The following is a 22,222-nucleotide window of genomic DNA, read 5'->3' as shown; positions in this document are numbered from 1 at the left end:
TCTTCGATTTACGCTGTCTTCCCTTTCACAGTTTTTCTGCCACCTCTCGATCACGGCAACTCGACCTGCAATGCCCGTCGACGTGCATCGACAAGAAACGCGTTGGCGCGTTCGTAATCCGGGCGATCAGGAAGCTTCGTCGACTTAAACGCCTTTTCAAATTCCGTTTGCAATTCCTGACGCCATCGATCCGCATCCGCAAATGACATCTCCCCTCGTTTGATCCTCAAAAGTGACTCGCGATGCTCGCCCACCTCGACCCGCACGACTCCTTCGCGAAGCACGTAGGTTCCCGACATCAGCAATCGCACCAAATGCATGACATGCTTCCATTTCACGCGACCTTGGTTTCGGATATCGGTTTGCATCTTTTTGAACTGCGACGCGACGTAACCTGAATAGGTTTGGAAGACTAGTTTGGACAAAAACGCATCGCGGATTTGCAACAATTCGCGTCCCAGCGGTGACACCGATTCAACGATGGGCGAATAGAGACACTCCAACACGTTGGGGTTCGCTTTGAGCGCCAGGATGATAAATTTCTGCAGTTCCCAATAAACCTCTTGCGTCTCGTCATTTTCTAACTGCTCGGGCACGCCATAGAGTGACCACTGCAATTCTGCTGGAGGCAGATAGACACCACGGCGATCGGTATCCGAGGCGTGATCGTCTAAACCGTAAGCCCGCGAACCAATCACGCAGCGATAGATCACTCGGTCGTACAATCCTGCACTCATCAGCGGCGAGGTGTCACTGCGAATCGACTGACTCTTGTACTCCGACAATCGGATCATTTGGTCGTGATGAATCGGAGCCTCGAAACCGTCCGCAAATTTCACTCGGTACGCATGGGTGCGGTCGACGGGACAGCGAACGATCACGCCGACCGCACCGGCCGGGTGCGCCACTCGGTCGTTTGTGGTCATCACGTCCTTTTGAGCGACGACCTGAGTGCCAGCGGAATAGATTAACGTACCAGTTGGTTTATGGTTCACTTGAAAAGATCTTCGGTGATTTTGTCTAAGAAAATTCGGTTAAGCTCGTTGCGATGAATGCCAAACAAATTGTCACGAGCTATTTGATTACCCAAGCGGTCGTTACGGCGGCTTGGTGGGGGTTGTTGTGGTTTGTGCCCAGCAGCGTGGGTTGGTTTCAACCCGAATCGTGGCCGCGACAATCGCTGCTGGGGTTTTGGCTCGCCGATTCTTTGTTGCTGGTCGCCGGATCGATCGTGACCGCGATTGCCATCGCGACCAGAAAAACGTGGGCGTCGATCGCGATCTGGTCACTCGCCGCGGCCGTCTGGTACCCGACATTCTACTGCATCGGGGTCAGCATCATCACGGACGAAGCCTGGATCGCCGCGTCGCTGATGGTCTCGATCGCTGGCCTGACGCTGGCGATGGCCACCATTCATGGCACCCCCAACCAATTGCCCGCCACGATTCGAGCGACACCGATGACGAGGACATCGGCGATCGCATGGACGTTCACTCAAACCGCGATCTTCTGGGGTATCTTTCTGTGGATTCTGCCGATGGGAATTATCGAATTCCAAACGCGAACCGGTTGGCCCTTTCTCGCACACCGGTTTGAACACGCTGGCCAGACCGCCGGCGCTGTTGCGTTGTTCGCTGCCGCTTCGATGTTGGGAATGTGGAGCGGATGGGCGATGGCGACGCACGGCGATGGCACACCGCTGCCCACGGCAACGGCGGCGAAATTGGTGGTTTCAGGACCGTACCGCTTTGTTCGTAATCCGATGGCGGTAGCGGGAATTGTGCAAAGGAATCGCGGTTGGATGGTACTGGGGAAGCGTTGTCGTGGTTGCCTATGCGATCGCAGGCGGCTTCGTTTGGCACGGCTGCGTTCGTCCGGTCGAAGAAGCCGATTTGAACCAACGGTTCGGCGAAAGCTACTCGCAATACAAACGCCACGTCATGCTGTGGATACCGCGTTAATTCGGCCGCGGATCGAAGCCTCGCGATTCGGTAATCGATAAGTTTTCGATTAACTTAGGTGTTCAGCCAGGTTCCAGCTAAACTACGAAATGCGACCGCCCCATTATCGAGGAGCGTTCGGCAACGATTACGGCTCCTCTGACGACCTTCGTCCCGAGATCGCGTCCATGGTTCTGAAACGCAACTTCACTCTCGTTCTGGTCACCCTTGCCATCGTTGGCATTCCCATCGGCATGACTGTGACAGAGTTGGGGGCACAGGAATCGACGTCACGAATCGAACCGATGCAGCTGCGAGCCGACGACGCCCCAAAACGTGCGATTCCCAAAGCGGTCCCAGGGTCGCACGTCAAAGTTTTTCTTCCCAGTCTGCCTTATCTGTACACTTCGCACGCGATCAACGGGGCCATGATCAAACCGTCTGACAATGCTCAAGGGTGGGAATACGACATGGCCGTTTCCCATCGCCAAATCGACGAAACGACCTATGAATTTCAGCTTCGCAAAGGAGTCCGATTTCAAGACGGCAGCCCCTTTAACGCGGACGCGGTCGTCGAAAACATGAATGCGTTTAAGCAGCAACCCACGACCTACAGCAAGATTGACCAAGTGTTTGACTACGTCGAAAAGATCGACGATCACACCGTACGGTTCCATTTGACGGAAGAGTACGGCTGTTTCATGAACGATCTGGTTTGGATGCAGTTTTACACCGCCGAGTATCTTCGCGTTTGTGGTGGCTGGAACGGCAAAGCAAGCTGTCCCAATCTATCGCGGCCCGGCCCCTACGGTTTGGGCCCGTACATCCTAAGTGAGGGCTATCTCGAAGGCGATCGGCAGACCGAAAAGGCGGTTTTGACCGCGAATCCTTACTACTGGAATTCCGAATATCCGAAAGTCGAAACGATCACGGTGTTCACCCAACTCGGCGCGTTGGATGCAAAGAACAAAACGCTGCACCGAGAGGGCGAAGTCGACATCACGGACATTCCGCCAGAATACAAGGTCGAGACGATTCTGTCGCCCTTTGCCAAAGTCATTACGTCTCCCTCGAACAACAACATCGCCATTCATATCAATATGATTAACGGCAATCCAAAACTTCGCGACACGTCGGTTCGCCGTGCACTGAACGAAGCATTGAACCAGCGGAACCTGCTGTACTTTGTCTTTGACAACGAAGGCGTGCTTTCGCCAACCATGGCGTCACCCTATTTCCCGGGGGTACGTGAAGTTGTCAAAAAATTAAAACCGTTTTCCGAAGTGAGGGATCCTTATGCACCGGCCCATCAAGCACGATTGAAATCGGTGCTTAACGGGCTGCAATTGAAAGTGCTGACGCAAAATCGCTTTCTTCCCTTGTGGCGTGGGATCGAATCCCAGTTAAAGAGAGTGGGCGTGACGCTGGAGATCACGACGACGTCGAGCGAAGCTGAGATTTTTGGACCTTTGCTAACGACCAACGCCGGCAAGAACGAAGTCGATTGGGATCTCTTGGTCTGGGGAAACGACGATTGGTTTTTCAACCATCCTTATACCGCATTTCTTGTCTACCGCACTTCCAATGTTTGGAGCACGGTGTATCCCGATCCGATCATGAACGATTACATCGATGACATGTTCCGCGTCAGTGTGAGCGATCCAAGATTTAGCGAGATCACAGCCAAGATCGTTCAGCGGGCCTATGACGAGGCGTACATGTTGTTCGTGCCGACCCCGAACCGAGTGATGGCGATTAACAAGGAAGTCGTGTTTCGTCCGTACAAAATGGCTTGCGCTCCGCTGTGGAAAATTCAAGTCACGGATCAACATTGGTCCGTCCGCCGCGGCCCCTACCCCGACACGTCCAAAAGCCCGGTGCGAATCACACGCATGGCAAATGACCAGGAGTCCAAGTAATGCGAAATCGCGGCGTCTGGATCAAATTGCTTCTACTAGTGACGATCTCGGTGATCGCTTTCTGTGTGATGGGGGTCTACGGAATCCTGACGGCACGAACCACCTTTCACTCGGTCAACGAAGTTCGTGACACGGCGTTGAAGTTACGCCGGGGGGCGGTCGAGATTGCCGAACCACTAAATGAACTTCGGCAATTGTCACTGACCCTGGTGATGGCGCCGGACAACGAATTACAACAGTCACTGAATCAGCAACAACAGTCTAAAACAAAACAAATTGACCTTGCCTTTGAAAACTGGAATACGTCATCGAGCGATCCCGCGGAAATCTTAGCCTTTCGGGACTTGCGAGACACATGGGGTCGGTACAAACGCCTCAAAGATGTGACGGCCAACAAGGTGCTCGACGACTATCGCGAAGAAGCATTCATCAATGCGATTCAAGCCGAACAGCAGCAGTTTGCCGAAGTCAAACAGGATTTAGATTTGTGGATGCAAGCGATCGAAGACAACGCCGACAGCGTATTTGAAGCCACTCAATCCGGCTACAATGGGGCTCGCCAAACTTACATCGTCGTCATCACTGCGTTGACGCTGCTTGTTGCCGCGCTGGGCTACTACACCGCGACGAGCATTATCGGTCCGCTTGAAACGATGCGTAATGTGGCTTCGCGGATTGCGGCAGTAGCTTCGGCCGCGTCCATCGACGGGCTGAACGAGCGAATTGAGATCAAATCCCATGATGAACTCGGCGCCCTGGCCACCGCGTTTAACCAGATGGTCGAGAACATGCAATCGACGTTAGGCCGATTGTCGTACGAAGAACGCCGAACCATGGCGGTTTTGAATTCAACCGCGGATGGGATCCTGACGATCGACTCTGATGGCACGCTACGGTCGATGAATGCCGCGGCAGAACGATTGCTCGAGTGCCGCAGTGACGAAACGATCGGAACCAATATTGCATCGATGGTTCCCGCCCTCGCCCAAATTCATAGCGGCGACTGGCATTCCGGTGACGACGCCCCGTTGGCGAGCAACCAGGAACACGAGGTCGTAGCACACACGTGCAAAGGACGCGAATACCCAATCGCGCTGCGGGTGCGTGAGATGAATTACATGGATCAAAAACTGTTTATTGCGACGCTGCAAGACATCACGGCACGAAAACAAATCGAGGCGGAGCGGCAAGAACTGTTTCACGCGATTCGCGATGCGGTCCAGCGGTTGGCGGTCGCTAGCGAACAGATTCTGGCCACCACATCAAAACAGGCCTCGGGGACTCAGGAGCAGGCGGCGAGTGTTTCGGAAACGGTGTCCACGGTCAACGAAATCGCACAAACCGCACAACAAGCGGCCGAGCGATCTCATGAGGTAGCCGAATCGGCTCGCCAAGCCGATGACGTCGGCAATGCCGGTCAGGCGGCAATCAAAGAATCGATCACTGCAATGTTGCAGGTGCAAAGCCGAGTGGAGTCGCTTGCGGAGAGAATTTTGTTGTTGGCCGAACGCGCCCAAGCGATCGGCGAAATCACGGCAACCGTCAAGGACATCGCCGAGCAAACCAATGTTCTAGCGCTTAATGCTGCGGTCGAAGCATCCCGCGCCGGCGAACATGGTCGCGGGTTCGCCGTCGTTGCATCGGAGGTGAAGTCATTAGCATTGCAGTCAAAACAAGCCACCAATCAAGTTCGTAAGATTCTGAGTGAGATCCAGGAGGCGACGAAGGACGCGGTGCATTCAACCGAAGAAGGGCACAACGCCGTGCGAGCCGCCAGCCGTGTGGTCGAGAGTGCTGGCGAAACCATCAATCAACTCGTCTCGTTGTTGGCGATTTCCGCAGAATCAGCGATGCGGATTTCCGCATCGGCCAACCAGCAAGCCGCTGGCGTCAGCCAATTGAACGAAGGCATTCGCGATATCAATCGTGTCACGCAAAACAACGTCGAGACGATCGGACAAATTGAACAAGCCGCGCGTAATCTGAACTCGCTCAGCCACGAATTGGCAAAATTGACCGCAAAATAGATTTCCTATCTAAATTACGTTGCATGACGACGCTTTTCTCGACCCTTGTGTTCGTAGCCGGCTCGCCGCGACATTGTATTTTGCTTGAGCTGCATCACCTCGCAGCGACATTCGCTGCGTGATGCACGCGATCGAAGCAGATCTTGCACAAGCGAATGTTGTCAAACAGGGCCGGCTTGTTGACCACTGGCAACGGTTCTCTCCTTAGCATCTGCCACAATGCCGGGATGAATGCTGTTACCGATGTCAACGCGTCGCGTCCATGATCCTCGGCACAGTCCTTGCACTTCGGAATGTCGCACTCGACACGGGTGCCGTGGATGCTGCACCAAACAGCATCATGGTCGCCCCGTTTTGTTGGTAACGTCGTTCCTTCTTGCAAATTCGATCGTCATGACCATTCGTGCCAGACAGTTGACAAAACGTGTCCCTTATCCTTCGTCGTGGATTCGCATCGAGTCGCGGCAACCCTGTGACTTGGCGTTTGAAATTGCCGACAACGTCAGCGGGATACGGGTCGATTGGGCGGGACATCAGCCTCGCTTCCGAGTTTATAGCCAAGTCGTGGACAACGCCGTCGTGGTCGAAGTCACCGATCCCCAGCGCTGCGCGTTTGAGCAAGACGGAATTTGGCGACTGCGATTGACGGCCGAAGAAACGGAGTTGCTGCCACTCGGAGGCATGCGTTTCACATTGGAACATCGCGAACCTCAGGGCGAATATTTGCAGGGCATCCAAGGTGGGTTCAGTTGCTGTGATAGCAATCGAAACGACGTTCGATAGACCGCAATGTTTCTTGCATCCGCTATTCCCTAAACAGGTCGATACGAGGCATTCCGCATAATGATCTGAGCCATCGCGAAGTGAGCCGCTGTAATCCCTGCGGTGATTGCACAAGTAGGAGAAGCACAATCAAATTTGTTAATTTGTTCCGCTGGTGCGGGAAATGCGGTGTAGGGTTGTAGGGTTACAAATCCTCATTTTCCGATGGATCAGACATGTTTCGACTCATTTTTATCCTGGCGGTAACGCTATGGGTCAGCAGCACCGGCGAAGTTCAGGCTCAAAACTATCGGAGTCATTCACACAGCCATCGCTGGCAACCGCAGACGACTTCGTCGAGATGGGGGATCAGTGCAGGGCAATCTTCATCCCGCTATCGCGGCGACATTAGCAATCCGTATGGCTACCCGTTTTACGGCTACGGATACGTTTACGATCCTTATCAAACGGGCAGTTTTCGTGCTCCCGATCTGTTGGACGATCCCTATTTCAACGCCCAGCACAAGTTCGACAGCCATTTTCCAGGCCGGTATTCTCGCCGCCCCCCGCTAGAGTTTCGTCATCCGATCCAGGATCCGCGATATCGATCGCAGCGATAAAACAGGCTGAAGCAGGCTGCATTCACCGGACGGCCGCCCACGAGTCGCTTTTGGTCCCTGTCGTTTTTTCACGCGATGCACTACGATTATCAGTTGCGCCCCACGCCGCCACCGACAATCCCGAGTGAAGCCCAAAGCATGAAACGCATCCGGAACTTTTGTATTATCGCCCATATTGACCACGGTAAATCGACGCTCGCCGATCGATTGATCCAGGCCTGTGGTGGGGTAACGCAGCGTGAGTTCCATGACCAAATGCTCGACTCGATGGATATCGAACGCGAACGTGGGATCACGATCAAAAGCAATACGGTGACGCTGAACTACACGGCAAAGGACGGTCACGACTATCAATTAAATTTGATTGATACGCCGGGGCATGTCGATTTTTCGCACGAAGTTCGCCGATCGTTGATGGCGTGCGAGGGCGCACTGATGGTCGTCGATGCGTCGCAAGGCGTCGAAGCTCAAACGGTCGCCAATCTGTATCTGGCCTTAGAATACGATCTTGAACTGTTGCCAGTGATCAACAAGATCGATTTGCCGGCCGCCGATGTGGAACGCGTTCGTGAAGAGATTGATGCCGATCTAGGGCTCGATCCATTCGCTGCGATTCCTGTATCAGCAAAAACCGGTGTCGGAATCGAAGATGTTTTGCAGGGCATTGTCGAACACCTGCCGCCGCCCAAGGGCGACCCGGATGCACCTCTGAAAGCGTTGGTCTTTGACGCTCATTTTGACAAGTACCGCGGCGTGATTCTGCAGTGCCGCGTGATGGAAGGGACGCTGAAACCTCGCGATACTATCCACTTTATGCATGCGGGCCGCGACTACAAAGTTGACGAATTGGGTTACAACCAATTCAAACTCGTCCCCAAAGAAAAACTCAGCGCCGGCGAGGTCGGTTACATCGTCGCAGGCGTCAAGAGTGTCCAAGACATTGAAATTGGCGACACGATCACGCTGTTGGATCGGCCCGCGGCCGAGCCGATTCCCGGTTATCAGCCCGCCAAACAGGTTGTTTTCTCGTCGGTCTACCCGATGAGCACGGACGAGTATCCGGACCTAACCAAGGCGTTGGAGAAACTGTCGATCAATGATGCTGCGTTGACGTTCGAAAAAGACAGCTCAGCCGCATTGGGGTTCGGATTCCGCTGCGGATTTCTCGGACTGTTGCATCTCGATGTGATCCAAGAGCGATTGCAACGTGAATTTGATCTCGGACTTGTCATTTCCGCTCCGTCGGTTAAATACCGCCTGCAACTCAATGACGGCAGCACGTTGGAAGTTGACAACCCGAGCTATTGGCCCGACCCGACCAACATCCAATCGTCGACCGAACCGTACATCAAGGCTTCGATCCTGATTCCCGAAGAGTACGTCGGCCCCGTGATGGAACTGTGTCGTGAACATCGTTCCGAAAGTCAAACGATGAACTACTTGTCCGCCGGCCGTTTAGAAGTGGTTAGCGAAATGCCGCTGGGCGAAGTGTTGTTCGATTTCTACGGCAAACTAAAGATGATCACGCGAGGGTACGGGTCGTTCGATTATGAACCGATCGAATACCGGCCCACCGACGTGGTGAAGGTCGATATTTTAGTCAACAAGGAACCGATCGATGCACTTTCGTATCTCGTGCATCGCGACAAGGCACGAACGCGAGCCCTGCATTACTGCGAACAATTAGCCGAAGCGATCCCACGGCATCAATTCAAAATTCCGATCCAAGGTGCGATCGGCGGAACGATCATCGCGCGCGCCACCATCCAACCGTACCGCAAAGACGTAACCGCAAAACTGTACGGGGGTGACGTTTCACGAAAGAAGAAACTGCTCGAGAAGCAGAAGAAAGGCAAAGCCAAGATGAAACAATTCGGCAGCGTCAACATTCCTCAAAAGGCTTTCGTCTCGGTTCTCCGCGCCGACAAAGATTAACGAAACCTGCAAATCGGAAGCACTCTCTTGATGGCGAAGCCCCTGGGGCTCTGGCATAATACTTGGCATCCAAAGCCGTTCGTAGCGTCAGCATGCCTAGTAGGGAGTCGCAGAGAATGTCCGTTCGCCAGCTTATTTTTTCAGACGGAACGTCGCATAAGTTCTGGAATATCGAATTGGAGGGCCAGTCACACACGGTGACATTCGGTCGCGTCGGAACCAGTGGCCAGTCTCAAACCAAAGAATTTGACGATGCCGCAGCGGCCAAAAAGTCGTTCGATAAACTGGTTCAACAGAAAGTCAAAAAGGGGTACGCGGACTCCGATGTGACCGCATCCTCGGCGGCGGCAAACAAACCGGCGAACAAATCAACGGGCAAGTCGGCGGCAACGAAAACGACGAAAGCCACCTCGAAAACCGCAACCGGCAAAACGACATCCAAAGCCAAGACCGATACCAAAACGGAATCCACTGCAGCGGCCGCCAACGTGGTCACCGAGGTCACTCACGCGATCGACCTCGACCCGACGGATTGGTTTCTGGCCAGTTTTCGCAATCGTGAACCACTCGAGCGTGGCACCCCGAAGCCATCCGACATTGATGCTGCGGTCAAGCGATTTACAAGCTTAAAAACCAGCCAGTACGGATGGACGATCCCGTATGAAAAACTGAATCTGCCGCCAATCCTGGCGCCCGAGGAGGCACATTTCTGGCTGTGTTTGATGACGGGCAACCCGAGTCGATTGGAAAACAAAGCAGCCCAAGAGAAATATGTCGCGAAAATCCTGAACGCAAACAAGTTCACCGGAAAAGTCTCGGTTGATGAAGCGATCAGTCAGGTCAGCCAAGTCGAGCGAGGCATCCCCGAGCCATTCATGCAGGCACTGTTTAGTTTGTTCAGCGCCGAGGATTGTTTACAGATTCTGTTGAAGGCTATCCACGGACACAAGAAGAAACAGAGCTACGATAAATCGGAATTAATGCGTTCGCTGTGCAACAGTTTTCGCAGTCACGTGCTTCCCTATTTGAAGCAAGCGGAGATCAACAAACTCAAAGCCAATTTACGCAAGAGTTTTGCCCCCGACTACGAACCGGCGGATTCGTATTCGTCTTATCCCGCCGAACATTACCTGGCCGCGATGCTGGGGATGCACGATGAAATTCATCAAGCCATCTCGAGCTGGGAGGACGACCGCTACAGCAAGGGTGACGAGTGGACCGATCATTACCACCGTCCTCAAGCGTTGCTGTTCGGGCTCGGAAGTGCGGAACTAGTCGAATCCGAATGGCGTCGGCTACGTCTGCGAATCAACACACCGGAAATCGCACGAGGCTTCCTGGCGTGTACCGAGTTTTCGGCACTTGATGTTCTCGCCGATCAGATCTGCAATCAATCGAACAAAGACGATTGCACCGCATTGTTAAAAGTCCTCGGACTGGTCCGTGCGCCCGAGGCTGCCGAACCGATGTTGCAGTGTCGGCTAAACGCCAAAACACCTGCCTTGGCTCGTGATTGGATGGCTCAGCAAGTCGGCAATGCGGTGTCCGGGCTGATCGATACAGCGGCATCCAAAGGCAAACTTGCTGACGCCGCGATCGAGTATTTGCGATCGGTCAAACGCAGCGGGTTGCAAAACGTGATTGCGGATGCCGTGAAAAAGGCTGGCAAAAAATCCGACGGGGCGGCCCGTGTCCAACGCGACGTGCTGGATTTTGAAGAGAAAACGTTTGCACCACTCGATGAAAAATCGACACCCAAATGGCTGAGCGATGCTTTGGCGACGGTCGAAATCGCTCGCCCCCCAAAATTGCCACCGTGGGCCAACGCCGCCCACCTACCGCCGCTGACCATGGGCGATCAACGGCTCAGTGACGTGCAACTGCTCACCGTCCTGCACACGCTTGCGGTCACGCCGGTCACCGAACGACATCCGTTGTTAACCGCGATCAAACAGAACGTGGACAAGAGCGTTCGCGATACCTTTGCATGGCGATTGTTTGAACTTTGGCAAGAAGATGGTTCAGTTTCAAAAAACAAATGGGCGATGGGAGCCATCGGTCACATCGGCGACGACGGTTGCGTGCTGAAGTTAACGCCGATGATCCGCGTCTGGCCTGGCGAAAGTCAGCACGCCCGAGCCGTATTCGGGCTGGAGTGTTTACGGGGCGTCGGCACCAACACGGCGCTGATGCAGTTGTCCGGCGTTGCTCAGAAATTGAAGTTCAAAGGATTGAAAACAAAAGCGGCCGCGTTTGTCGAGGACATCGCGAAAGAGAAGGGAATGACTCGCGCCGAACTCGAAGACCGCGTGATCCCGGATTGCGGACTGGACGAAATGGGGCGACGCGAGTTTTCATTCGGTCCTCGGTCGTTTTCATTCGCGTTGGGTGGTGATTTGAAGCCGATGGTTCGCGACGAGGCGGGCAAACTACGCCCCAACATGCCCAAGCCGGGGGCGAAGGACGATGAGAAAGTTGCCAACGAATCGCTGAGTGAATGGAAGCTAATCAAAAAGCAAATCAAAGAGGTGGCGACGCTACAGGCTGGGCGACTCGAACAAGCGATGGTCACCGGTCGTCGTTGGTCGGTCGACGATTTCGAGTCGTTGTTGGTCAAACATCCTTTGATGACGCACTTGGTGCAAAAATTGATTTGGGGCTCGTTTGACGCCAAGGGAAAACGCACGGGACTGTTCCGCGTCACCGAAGAGCGTGACTATGCCGATGCCAAGGACGCTGCGGTCTCGCTCGACAAAGCAGCTCAGATTGGTCTGATGCATCCATTGGATCTGTCCGAATCGGAACGCAGCACGTGGGGCGAGGTGCTGAGCGATTACGAAATCATCACTCCCTTTCCGCAGCTCGGACGCGAGGTTTATAGTCTGGAAAAAGGCGAAGAAAAAACGAAACAATTGGATCGGTTCGCGGGACTCTCTTTGGCCGCCCCGACGATGGTGTTCACGCTGGAGAAACTCGGCTACATCCGAGGCGAGGCAATGGATGGGGGATGTTTTGACGAGCATTCTAAACAGTTCCCCTCGGCGGATGTCACCGCGGTCGTCCATTACGATGGCGTCGTGGGAATGGGGTACATTGATCCCGATGAGATGCTAAAAACCGAGTCGATTCACTTCTGCAAGGGCATGCGTGCTCCGTCGGGATACGGCTGGGGCAGCGAAAAACCGATGAAGCTAAGCGAGGTTTCACCGATTGTGCTCAGCGAAGTCATGGCGGATCTTCACCTGCTGAAATCGAAAGCAAAATAGCGATGGCTAAGAAAAAAACGGTCTCACGAAAGGCGTCAAGCGAATCGAACAATGCGTCGCAGTCGCGGCAGCGTCCTCCGGCGGAGGTGCTGTTTGCCGACGAACTCGCAGAGTTGGCGAACGCCACCGCTGACGATCCGAAACCACCGGGTTGGCGAATGTCGCCGCGGGCGGTGTTGTCGTTTGTCTTGGGCGACGCACAACAAGGCAAGCCGCCCAAATTTGTCGGCCGGCGAGCGTTCCTGGAACGATGCATCGTATCGTTGGCCACCAACCGCGGTCTGATGTTGATTGGGGAACCTGGCACCGCGAAAAGCTACTTGAGCGAATTGTTGACGGCCGCGATCAGCGGCGATTCGACGCTGACGATCCAAGGCAGTGCCGGCACCACCGAAGACAATATTCGCTATTCGTGGAATTACGCGTTGCTGATCGCCGAAGGGCCGTGTGAGAACTCGCTTGTTCCCGCACCGCTGTACCTAGGGATGACTCACGGCAAATTGGTTCGTTTTGAAGAGATCACGCGTTGTGCATTGGAAATTCAAGACGTCCTGCTGTCGGTGCTCAGCGATCGCGTGATGGCAATTCCCGAATTGCCCGAACAAAACCGCAGTCTCTATGCTCAGGCCGGTTTCAATGTGATTGCAACCGCAAACACGCGTGACCGCGGGGTCAACGAGATGAGTGCGGCGTTGAAGCGGCGATTCAATTTTGAAACGGTGCATCCGATTGTGGACATTGCCGAAGAAATGCAATTGGTCCAGCGAGAAACCAACCGCAACCTCGACCGATCACAAGTTCCGGTCACGATCGATCAAGACTTAACCGAGTTGTTGGTCACGACGTTTCGCGAACTTCGCCAAGGCAAAACGATCGACGGTCAAGGCATCGATCCGCCGACCACCGTGCTCAGTACTGCCGAAGCGGTTGGCACCGCCTATGCTGCGGGCGTGCATGCGTACTATTACGCCGACGGCCAAATCGAACCGACTCATTTAGTTCGCCATTTGGTGGGCAGCGTACTGAAGGACAATCCCGACGACCTCAAAAAAGTCCGGCACTATTTTGACCACGTGATCAAAAAACGGAAACAAGGTCGCTGGAAAGAGTTCTATGATGCTCGTGATGAACTGACTTGAGTTTAGGACCTTTGGAACACTTACTGACGTAGCGGAACTCGTGCGTGAGTTTCGACCGGTTTGAGGATTCACGAAAGTCTTGACGACTTCCGCTACGAGTTATGCCACCCTTTAATGTTCCTACGGTCCTTAGCGAAGATGTGTCCTCGAAAAATCGCAACCGGATTTTTGAAAAGAAAATAACGTCGGATGCCAAAACGTGATCCAGCACCGGATGATCAACCGCTGATCGATCGGCTATGTGACACCACAGCGGACGTGGTCTATTTCCCCGTGCGGCACCACAGCCCGGCGTGCGCGATGTTGATCGCTCAGCTGATCGAGTCGCTCAAACCGACCGCGGTGTTGATCGAAGGCCCCAGCGACTACAACGAGCATCTCGACGAACTCTTGCTCGAGCACCAATTGCCGATCGCAATCTACAGCTACTTTCGAGCGGGCGTGGCAGTCGCGGATAGTCAAGCCGAAACCGAACTGATTCATCAGGGCGTCTATTATCCGTTTTGCGAATATTCGCCGGAATGGGTCGCAATTCAACACGGGCATCGTATCGATGCCGAGGTTCGTTTCATCGATCTGCCGTGGTCCGAAAGTGCGGGGGACGAACGTGCCTCACACCGTTACGCCGACGCGGAACTTCGTCGTGGACGTTATGTCAACGCGTTGTGCGAGCGGCTGCAAGTCGAAGATTTTGACGATCTTTGGGACCGACTGATCGAATCGCATCGGACGCTTGAACTCGCCGATTATTTGCGTCGCACCCATTCGTTGTGCTGGAACATCCGCACTTGGGAACCCAGCGTCAGTGTGAGCGACCGCCGACGCGAAGCGTTCATGGCGGAGCAAATTGCTAAAACGTCAACGCAAACGAGTGGCAAAACACTGGTCGTGACTGGCGGATTTCACAGCAGTGCATTGCTGGCTCGAAACGAAGGCTACGCGTGCGCGGGGATCGACGATCCACAGCCCAGCGAAGCGTCACAGGCGGTGATCGCGGCGATCATCGATCGTGGAGTCGCACTGACGACGTATTCGTACGAACGACTCGACAATCTGACCGGCTACAATGCAGGCATGCCGAGTCCAGGGTTTTACCACCATGCTTGGTCGCAACGAAATCAAGACACAACCTTTGACCACCAACCGTTGTTGACCGACTTGGTCACTGCGCTTCGCCAACGCAAACAGACACTCAGCACGGCGGACCTAATCGCAGTCGAAACGTCGGCTCGGGCACTTGCAGCACTTCGGGGGCGGCAACATGTATGGCGACGAGACCTGATCGACGCGGTAACATCATCGTTGATCAAAGATGAATTGGAATACGATTGCGAATCGCCGTTCATCGATGCCGTGCATGCGGTGTTGCGTGGTGACCAGCGTGGGCGGTTGGCAAGCGGGATTCGCATTCCTCCGCTGGTTCGCGAAATCCAACACCAACTCGAAATGCTCGGGCTCGAACCGACGCGGCGAAGTGAATCGATCGAACTGGATCTTTTGGATGCTGCCGATGTGCGAAAAAGTCGGCTGCTGCACCAATTGAGTGTGCTGGAGATCAAAGGATTTCGGCGCGACGGTGGAACCGACTTTCTCGCCCGTGACGAACTAGAGAGGCTCTGGGAAACGTGGAACCGCAGATGGACTCCCGAGTTTGAATCGTCCTGTATCGAAGCATCTCGCTACGGCATCACGATCGCCGAGGCGGTTGCGGCGTGTTTAACCGAACAATCCAACCGCCAGCAGCGTGACGCCGCGAAGGCAGCGGAATTGTTAGTCAAGGCATCTCAGTGTGGCGTCGAGTCGCTATCAAAACCGCTGCTCGAATCCCTTGAGCGTCTGATTGCATCGGAACCTCGCTTTGTCGCAGTCGCTCAATCGCTCGGACATTTGTTATACGTGTTTTGTTTCGACGAAGCCTTTGGGACGACGCGACTGCCTCAGCTGCAAAATCTGGTGCGTCAATCGTTTTCACGATCGCTGTGGTTACTCGAGTCGATCGGAAAGCAAACGCCGGCGGATGGCTCGATTTTGCGAGGCATGCAAGCGATGCTGGAAGCGTATCGACGTGTCGGCGACGTGCTGGAACTGGCCGAAAACGAATTCGCGAGCGTGTTGACGCGAATGCAAGCGGACGCGCACAAACCGCCCGCGGTCCGAGGGGCAGCAGCAGGCATCCTGTGGACGATCGGCCAAGCCAGCCCCGATCGAGTGCTGAAGGATCTGATGTTTTTCGCCAATCCTGACCATCTTGGCGATTTCCTAAACGGCTTGTTCACGCTCGCCCGCGAGGTCGCTCAGCGGCATCCGCCGCTGGTTCGTTCGATCGACCAAGTGTTGTTGCGGTTTGGCGGCGACGAATTTCAAACCGCGTTGCCATCGCTGCGATTGGCGTTCACCTCCTTCACGCCGCGAGAAAAGCATCACATGCTGTCCACGCTGTTCGATTCCCTTGGACTGAAACCCTCCAAGCCACTGAACCTCTTGCCGGCCGACGAGGCGACGGCGGCTGAATCGCTGGCGATCGAGGACCGTCTTTTCGAGGCGATTGCCAAATACGGACTGGAGCAAATCGATGGCCGACTCTAATTCACACGACGATCATTCGCCCGCGACCTCCGAAGCGACACCGCCGAACGAGGATGCGGCGCCCGAAACATTGGCCCAACGTCAGTCGCGTTGGCGATTAGTAATGGGATCGGGCAGCGAACAATTGTGTGGGGCGTTGTCGCATCAGGAACAACTGCAAGAAGAATGCTTAGGATTTCTGTATGATCGTGAAGGACGTGGGAAAAACGTGCGGGGCAAGGACGGTAATCGCTCCGGCAGCCTCGACGCCAGCTCGTTGACCGTGCCGGAGTGGATCAACCAAATCCACGAACTATTCCCCAAGTCGACTATCGAGCGTTTGGAAAAGGATGCACTCGAGCGGTATCAACTCGACGAAATGGTAACCAACCCCGATGTGCTAGCGCGGGCTCAACCCAACCAAACTCTGCTGAAAGCGGTGCTGCGAACCAAGCACCTAATGAACCAAGACGTGTTAAAGGCGGCACAACAACTTGTTCGCAAGGCGGTCGAGCAATTGATGGAAGAAATGGCCGAACAGGTTCGCAGTGCGTTTCAAGGATCGGTGGATCGACGCCATCGTTCGTTTTTGAGAATTGCTAAAAACTTTGATGTTCAAACGACGTTACGACGCAACTTGAAACACTACGATCCCGTCGAGCGACGCGTGCTGGTGGAAACACCGTACTTCTACTCACGCGTGCGGCGGCAAGTCGATCGTTGGCAAATCATTATCCTGGTAGATGAATCGGGCAGCATGCTCGATAGCGTGATCCACTCGGCCGTCACGGCGGCGGTGTTTTACATCATGCAAATGATGAAGGTCCACCTTTGCATTTTTGATACGTCGGTCGTCGATTTGACGGGCCAGATCCTCGATCCTGTCGAAACATTGATGAAAGTGCAACTCGGTGGTGGAACCGACATCGGGCAAGCGGTCGCGTATGCATCGACATTGGTGGAAAACCCGCAACGCACGATCGTCGCACTGATCACCGATTTTTACGAAGGCGGACCCACCGGGCGGCTCTATTCCGCCGCTCGCCAATTAGTCGAAAGTGGCGTGACGTGTTTAGGTTTGGCCGCCTTGGATGGGCAAGCCGATCCGACGTACGATGAACAAGTCGCGGCTCAAATGGTCAAAATCGGCTGGCACGTCGCGGCGATGACTCCCGGTGAATTGGCCAATTGGGTTGCCGAAAAGGTGCGGGCGTAAACCATGACTCGAGTCGATCTGCTCTCGTTATCCAGTGACGATTTGGCCTCACTGACCAACCGTGGCACCGTGAAGCGAGCCCAACGCGAATTGGACGAAGGTCAGTGGAGTTACGAAATCAACGAATCCGAGGACGATTCCGCCGTTCACGATTTAATCGTGACGTGGTCCGACGGGACCGTGTGCCAATTCGTATCGGGGCAAACCATTCACGAAGCCAAATGTTCGAGCGGCTCGATCGGGATCAGCCGCCATGTGATTCGATCCGTCCTGGCATATCAACGTCATGTCGCGAACGCTGCCCCGGCCGACAAAGGCGAGACCGACGAAGTTGACACCGATGTAACCACGGTCAACGAAGATCAAAACACCACCGCATCATCGTCCGCTTGGGATCCGGGTCAAATCAGTGACGACGATCTAGTCCAACATTTTCGCAAGGCGACGATCACGCGGGCGAGGAAAGTGTTTGACGATGGCGTGTTGGTCGAGCTGACGCGTGGCGAGAAACCGACCGCTCGATTTTTGCACGAATCGTGTACCGTCCGTTTTCCTGTGCCGGGCGATGCACGCTATGCACGAGCGGATTGTGCCGCGGCGATGCTGCCTCAGTGGACCGCGATGGCGGTGTGGGCGTTCCGCGAACTGGATCCCAAACGAAACGCCGGGCTGATCTCATTAGGCCAAAACGAGTTGCCCATTCCAAGCGATGAACTCGACCGACTTGAGGAACTGATCATCGATCTTTGCAGCGATGGGATGTCCGGCTGCAGTGCCACGTGGCCTCAGCGTTTATCGCGGCTGGAAAAACAGTTACGTGGGTGCGGCTTGGTATGGCCCGCCGAACTGGTGCTGCAATTGATCCACCAACATGAATGCTACGCTCAGAAGGATGCGAGATTCAGTCCCCTCGAAACGGTGCGGTTGGTAGGCGAGTTGATCGCACGGTCGCGGTCGATTCGCTCACAAAATGGATCGGTGCCTCAGCCGCTGGTGCGCGGCAACAAATCGGATCGCCGCACCGACATCAAGGCCGGGCGGTTTGTCGGGCTCGGGCTTGGCGTTCGCCCCGGACGATCACAAACCAAGATGCTCGCCTATTTCCAAGACGTCGATACCGGCACCGTGGTCGCGGTGCAGCGGGTGTTCGCCGACCCGGATCCGGAATCACAGCAAACGGCGAAATCCTTTGAGGAATTGGCGGCCCATTCACTCAGCCGCGGCGTGTCGTTGGGCGCGGCGGCAATGTCGCAAATGATGCTTGGTTCGGGAAAACGGACCGCGACCGACGAATTGATTCTGCCGCGTGGCAGCGGGAAATTGACGATCAATCCGCAAACGTTCCAATGGGAACAACTGCAACCTCCGCTGGCGATCGACCATTTTCAACAAGCGCGGGAACGATTCGAACGATTGCCACCGGATTGGTTGAGACCGCTGCGGCACACTGAAAACCTGCACGTATTGAAAGTCACGCGGATCAGCGATTCGGATTTTGACGTCGTCCATCAACAGTTGACCGCGACGATGCACGATACAAATTCCGAGACCGCCCGGATCATCTTTCCTTACCATCATCGCGGTGATGCGGGGTTCACGGAATTGAGCAACATGCTGGCCACCCATGGCAACGACGCACGTTTTGTCTGTGGTCATGTCCGTTGGGTACACCAGCAACTTGAAATCGAACCGATCTCGATCGTATTTGAATCGGCCGACCAAACGCGTCAAGCTGTGTCGACTTGGCTAGGCGGCCGCGGGGAAGTCCAGGCTGAAGCGAGTTCAGAGGACAGCGAGTTGACATCGCCGCAGTCGACGATCAAAGAATTTCTGACGACACTGAATATACATCTCAGCGAAATCCTGTTGACGGGACTTAGCCAAGCCGATGCCAAGGAATGGCAAGCGTTATCCGAAGCGGCTCAGCGACTCGGGTTCGTTCGACTGAACCAGCCGATTGAACGGTTGCGCGACGAGCTTTGCAAGCGGATGAACCAAGTTCGCTGGAACCCTGCGATAGCAGCACGAACGACTGTTCAGTTATGCATGTTCAGTCGACTGCTGGAGTAGCCCCCATTCGGCGCAAGGCACCTCGCCTGAGCATCAGCTCGGGAGAGGTCGAACGGGCCCCATAGGCCTCGTTCGGGTGAGGGCCGACCGCGCAACTTGACTTGCAGTTCGCCTCAACTTGCGCGGACAGCCCTCACCCGAGCAATCGCTGAAGGCTCTGCTCGACCTCTACCCAACTTCGTTTGGGAGAGGTGACAGAAGAATTGCGCAACCTCTAGCACGAGGCACCTGGCGTTTTGCGAGGCAACGAAACCGGGCGGCTTGCGCCGCACCGCTAACAAAATCGATGGGATCGGTGCCTAGCTTTCGAACGAAGACAATCTTGAACGGACGAGTTGTCTTGGCGGGATACCGTAGACGCGTTTAAAAGCTCGCGAGAACTGGAATGCATCGGAGAAACCGAGCCGCTCGGCGACTTCTTTGATCAGCAAGCGATCTTCGAGCAACATCTCGGCAGCCCGATTCATTTTTTTGCGAAGTAGAAAACGATACGCTCCGACGCCACCAAAGCGGCGAAATAATCGTGACAAATGAATCGGCGTGATGTCACACTGCGCCGCGACCTGTTCGACGGTATGCAGTTCGAGGTAATGCGTTTCGATGTATTCGCGAACACGTTCGTACGTGGCATAGGCTCGCGGCATCGCCGGGCTTTCGGCCAGACAACATTGGCGGACTTTGACCAACATCAAACGCAGCAGATGTTCACAGACCTCGCCGGCCACGTCGCTATCGCCACGAGCCTCGTGATCCAACATCTCAAACAGCTCGACTAATTCGTGCATCCGGGTCACGCGGAGCGGTTTGCCATCGAGAAGGCCAGCTGTCCTTAGAGCAGCCTCTGCTTCATGACCGACAAAATCGACATAAAACTTCCGCATCTGTGATGGCGGCACGTTCGCAATCCGGTGCGGCGTCTGGGGCCCATAGGCGAACATGATGCCCGGTGACAAGGCAAAATTGCGGTCGCGAAGCGTTAATTCGCCTCGTCCTTCGGTCACCATTTCGATGCCAAAATAGGGGAAACGATCACGCTGGACGACATATTCAGTCCGCGTTCGCTCGACGCCCCCACACACCACCGCAATCGCGGCGGAAACCGAGGGGTTCAAGTTCAGGTAATAACGCCGAGCCTTAGAAACTTGGACCGAGACAAAATCGGGCTCTTTCGTCGATCGCTTGTCCGTCGTCACCGGCGTCTCGTTGTTTGCGGGGGGTGAATCGCGTAACTTATCCCCTACCCAGGTTAAGAATTGACATGCAAAAGTCAACCTCGGCTATGGGCTGCCGGCGAACGCTTGGCAAAATAACACTGTTTAATCCCACCATTAAAGAGAGATAGATGCTCGTTATTGAAAAATTCACCTTTGGCGTTGGCGACCGTTTTGCGCATCAAGCGGCTGCTCAATTACGTGCTTTCGAGCAACTTGCCAAAGACGGCGTGGACGTCGCGCCGGTATGGAACAAGTCCAATCGCGAGCACACGTTTGTCGGATCGAAGCCGCAAAGCGTTTACGACGCTGCAAAAAATGCGATTGAAACCCGAGGTTGGAAAAAGCCTTGGCACGTCGATGCCGACCATATTCAACTTGCAACCGTCGATCCATTCATCCCCTGTAGCGATTTCTTTACCATTGACGTTGCTGATTCAATTGGCAAAGCGGCATCCCAAGAGGACATCACCGCGTTTGTCGATCGTCACCCCGAGCTTGTCGGCACCTTGACCCTCGATGGCTTGTCTTCGCCGCTAGAAGTCAGCAAAGAAGACGTCCAACGGGTCGCCGAGCAGTATTTGTTGGCGGTGAAAGAAGCGGGCGAAATTTATCGACACATCGCCAAGGCGAAAGGCGCCGACAACGTGATCGCCGAGATCTCGATGGACGAAACCGATTCGCCGCAAACGCCACCTGAGTTGTTGGTCATCCTGGCTGCGATTGCGGACGAAAAAGTCCCTGTACAAACGATCGCACCAAAATTCACCGGCCGCTTCAACAAAGGCGTCGACTACGTCGGCGATTTGCAGCAGTTCGAGCGTGAATTCAACGACGACGTTGCCGTGATCGCTCACGCGGTAAAAGCCTACGGTTTGCCCGAGACGTTGAAGCTAAGCGTTCATAGCGGCAGCGATAAATTCAGTCTGTATCCGATCATCCGCGAGTGCTTGCAACGCACTGGTGCCGGTTTGCACATCAAGACCGCAGGCACGACGTGGCTCGAAGAGATCATCGGATTGGCCGAAGCCGGTGGCGATGGGCTGGCGTTAGCAAAGGAGATCTACGCGTATGCACTCGAGCATGTCGAAGAGTTCTGTGCTCCTTACGCCAGCGTAATCGACATCGACAACAGCAAACTGCCTGACGCGGAAACCGTCAACGGTTGGTCGGGGCCTCGTTTGGCCAGTGCGATCCGTCACATCCAAGACAACGAGCACTTTAACGCCCACATGCGTCAACTGCTTCACGTCTCGTTCAAGGTCGCGGCAAAACATGGTGATCGTTACACCGATCTGCTGAAAAAGAACGAAGAGATTGTCGGCAACGAAGTGACCAAGAACATTTACGAACGTCACTTGCGTCCGCTGTTCGTCGGTTAAAACGCGAGTCAAGACAAGGCTCGCAATCAAAGTACGCGTAATGAAGTTTGCTCACAGACTTCCGTTACGCGAAGTACCGGGTGAGCCGTTGGCCGTAAGGCCCCGGGTAGCAGCGTGATACCCGGCCGCTTACGCGTCGCGGCTCACTAAGCACAATACACTGCTGCACC

14 protein-coding genes are annotated in these 22,222 nt (G+C 54.8%); 12 read left to right on the top strand and 2 right to left on the bottom strand.

The genetic code is table 11. The features are described 5' to 3' along the window. Positions 1-50: 50 nt before the first annotated feature. Positions 51-995, bottom strand: a complete 945-nt coding sequence (locus ABD971_RS35325) for a nucleotidyltransferase domain-containing protein (RefSeq protein WP_345328441.1) — start codon at positions 993-995, stop codon at positions 51-53. A gap of 53 nt (positions 996-1,048) precedes the next feature. On the opposite strand from ABD971_RS35325, the gene ABD971_RS35320 reads away from it, so the two are divergent. The 11 genes from ABD971_RS35320 (at position 1,049) to ABD971_RS35270 (ending at position 19,459) form a co-directional block, all read left to right on the top strand. Further along, positions 1,049-2,002 carry an isoprenylcysteine carboxylmethyltransferase family protein gene (locus ABD971_RS35320; RefSeq protein ID WP_345328440.1) on the top strand — a complete coding sequence of 318 codons (954 nt, stop codon included), beginning with the start codon at positions 1,049-1,051 and terminating at the stop codon, positions 2,000-2,002. A 48-nt stretch (positions 2,003-2,050) separates the two neighbouring features. Beyond that, complete coding sequence (locus ABD971_RS35315) at positions 2,051-3,859, top strand: ABC transporter substrate-binding protein (protein ID WP_345328439.1); 1,809 nt, start codon at positions 2,051-2,053, stop codon at positions 3,857-3,859. Next, positions 3,859-5,886, top strand: coding sequence for a methyl-accepting chemotaxis protein (locus tag ABD971_RS35310; RefSeq protein ID WP_345328438.1), 2,028 nt, complete (start codon positions 3,859-3,861; stop codon positions 5,884-5,886). Before ABD971_RS35315 ends, ABD971_RS35310 begins: the two co-directional genes overlap by 1 nt. 393 nt (positions 5,887-6,279) lie before the next feature. Further along, on the top strand, positions 6,280-6,669 hold the full coding sequence (locus tag ABD971_RS35305; RefSeq protein WP_339941771.1) for a hypothetical protein: 390 nt from the start codon (positions 6,280-6,282) through the stop codon (positions 6,667-6,669). A gap of 215 nt (positions 6,670-6,884) precedes the next feature. Then, positions 6,885-7,268 carry a hypothetical protein gene (locus tag ABD971_RS35300; protein ID WP_339941769.1) on the top strand — a complete coding sequence of 128 codons (384 nt, stop codon included), beginning with the start codon at positions 6,885-6,887 and terminating at the stop codon, positions 7,266-7,268. A gap of 138 nt (positions 7,269-7,406) precedes the next feature. Then, positions 7,407-9,203 carry a translation elongation factor 4 gene (gene lepA / locus ABD971_RS35295; RefSeq protein WP_339941767.1) on the top strand — a complete coding sequence of 599 codons (1,797 nt, stop codon included), beginning with the start codon at positions 7,407-7,409 and terminating at the stop codon, positions 9,201-9,203. A 116-nt stretch (positions 9,204-9,319) separates the two neighbouring features. Next, the gene (locus tag ABD971_RS35290) at positions 9,320-12,469 is read left to right on the top strand and encodes a WGR and DUF4132 domain-containing protein (RefSeq protein ID WP_345328437.1); all 3,150 of its coding nucleotides are present in this window, start codon (positions 9,320-9,322) and stop codon (positions 12,467-12,469) included. Between the two features lie 2 nt (positions 12,470-12,471). Beyond that, a complete protein-coding gene (locus ABD971_RS35285; RefSeq protein WP_345328436.1) occupies positions 12,472-13,608 on the top strand; it encodes an ATP-binding protein in 1,137 nt (378 codons plus the stop codon). Between the two features lie 189 nt (positions 13,609-13,797). Continuing rightward, positions 13,798-16,194, top strand: a complete 2,397-nt coding sequence (locus ABD971_RS35280) for a DUF5682 family protein (protein WP_345328435.1) — start codon at positions 13,798-13,800, stop codon at positions 16,192-16,194. Then, positions 16,181-17,389, top strand: a complete 1,209-nt coding sequence (locus ABD971_RS35275) for a VWA domain-containing protein (RefSeq protein WP_345328434.1) — start codon at positions 16,181-16,183, stop codon at positions 17,387-17,389. The genes ABD971_RS35280 and ABD971_RS35275 overlap by 14 nt, the downstream gene beginning before the upstream one ends. A gap of 3 nt (positions 17,390-17,392) precedes the next feature. Further along, a complete protein-coding gene (locus ABD971_RS35270) occupies positions 17,393-19,459 on the top strand; it encodes a hypothetical protein (RefSeq protein ID WP_345328433.1) in 2,067 nt (688 codons plus the stop codon). A gap of 299 nt (positions 19,460-19,758) precedes the next feature. Here the strand turns inward: ABD971_RS35270 and ABD971_RS35265 are convergent, their stop codons facing one another. Beyond that, positions 19,759-20,652 (bottom strand): helix-turn-helix transcriptional regulator, encoded by an 894-nt coding sequence (locus ABD971_RS35265; protein WP_345328432.1) that lies wholly within the window; start codon positions 20,650-20,652, stop codon positions 19,759-19,761. A 149-nt stretch (positions 20,653-20,801) separates the two neighbouring features. Here ABD971_RS35265 and ABD971_RS35260 point away from each other — a divergent pair, with 149 nt between their 5' ends. Further along, a complete protein-coding gene (locus tag ABD971_RS35260; RefSeq protein WP_345328431.1) occupies positions 20,802-22,052 on the top strand; it encodes a tagaturonate epimerase family protein in 1,251 nt (416 codons plus the stop codon). The last annotated feature ends 170 nt before the right edge of the window (positions 22,053-22,222 follow it).

This window comes from Novipirellula rosea (genome assembly GCF_039541335.1).
GTDB lineage: Bacteria > Planctomycetota > Planctomycetia > Pirellulales > Pirellulaceae > Novipirellula > Novipirellula rosea.
Note: the sequence above shows the minus strand (reverse complement) of the source record. Positions and strands in the feature narration are given on the sequence as shown.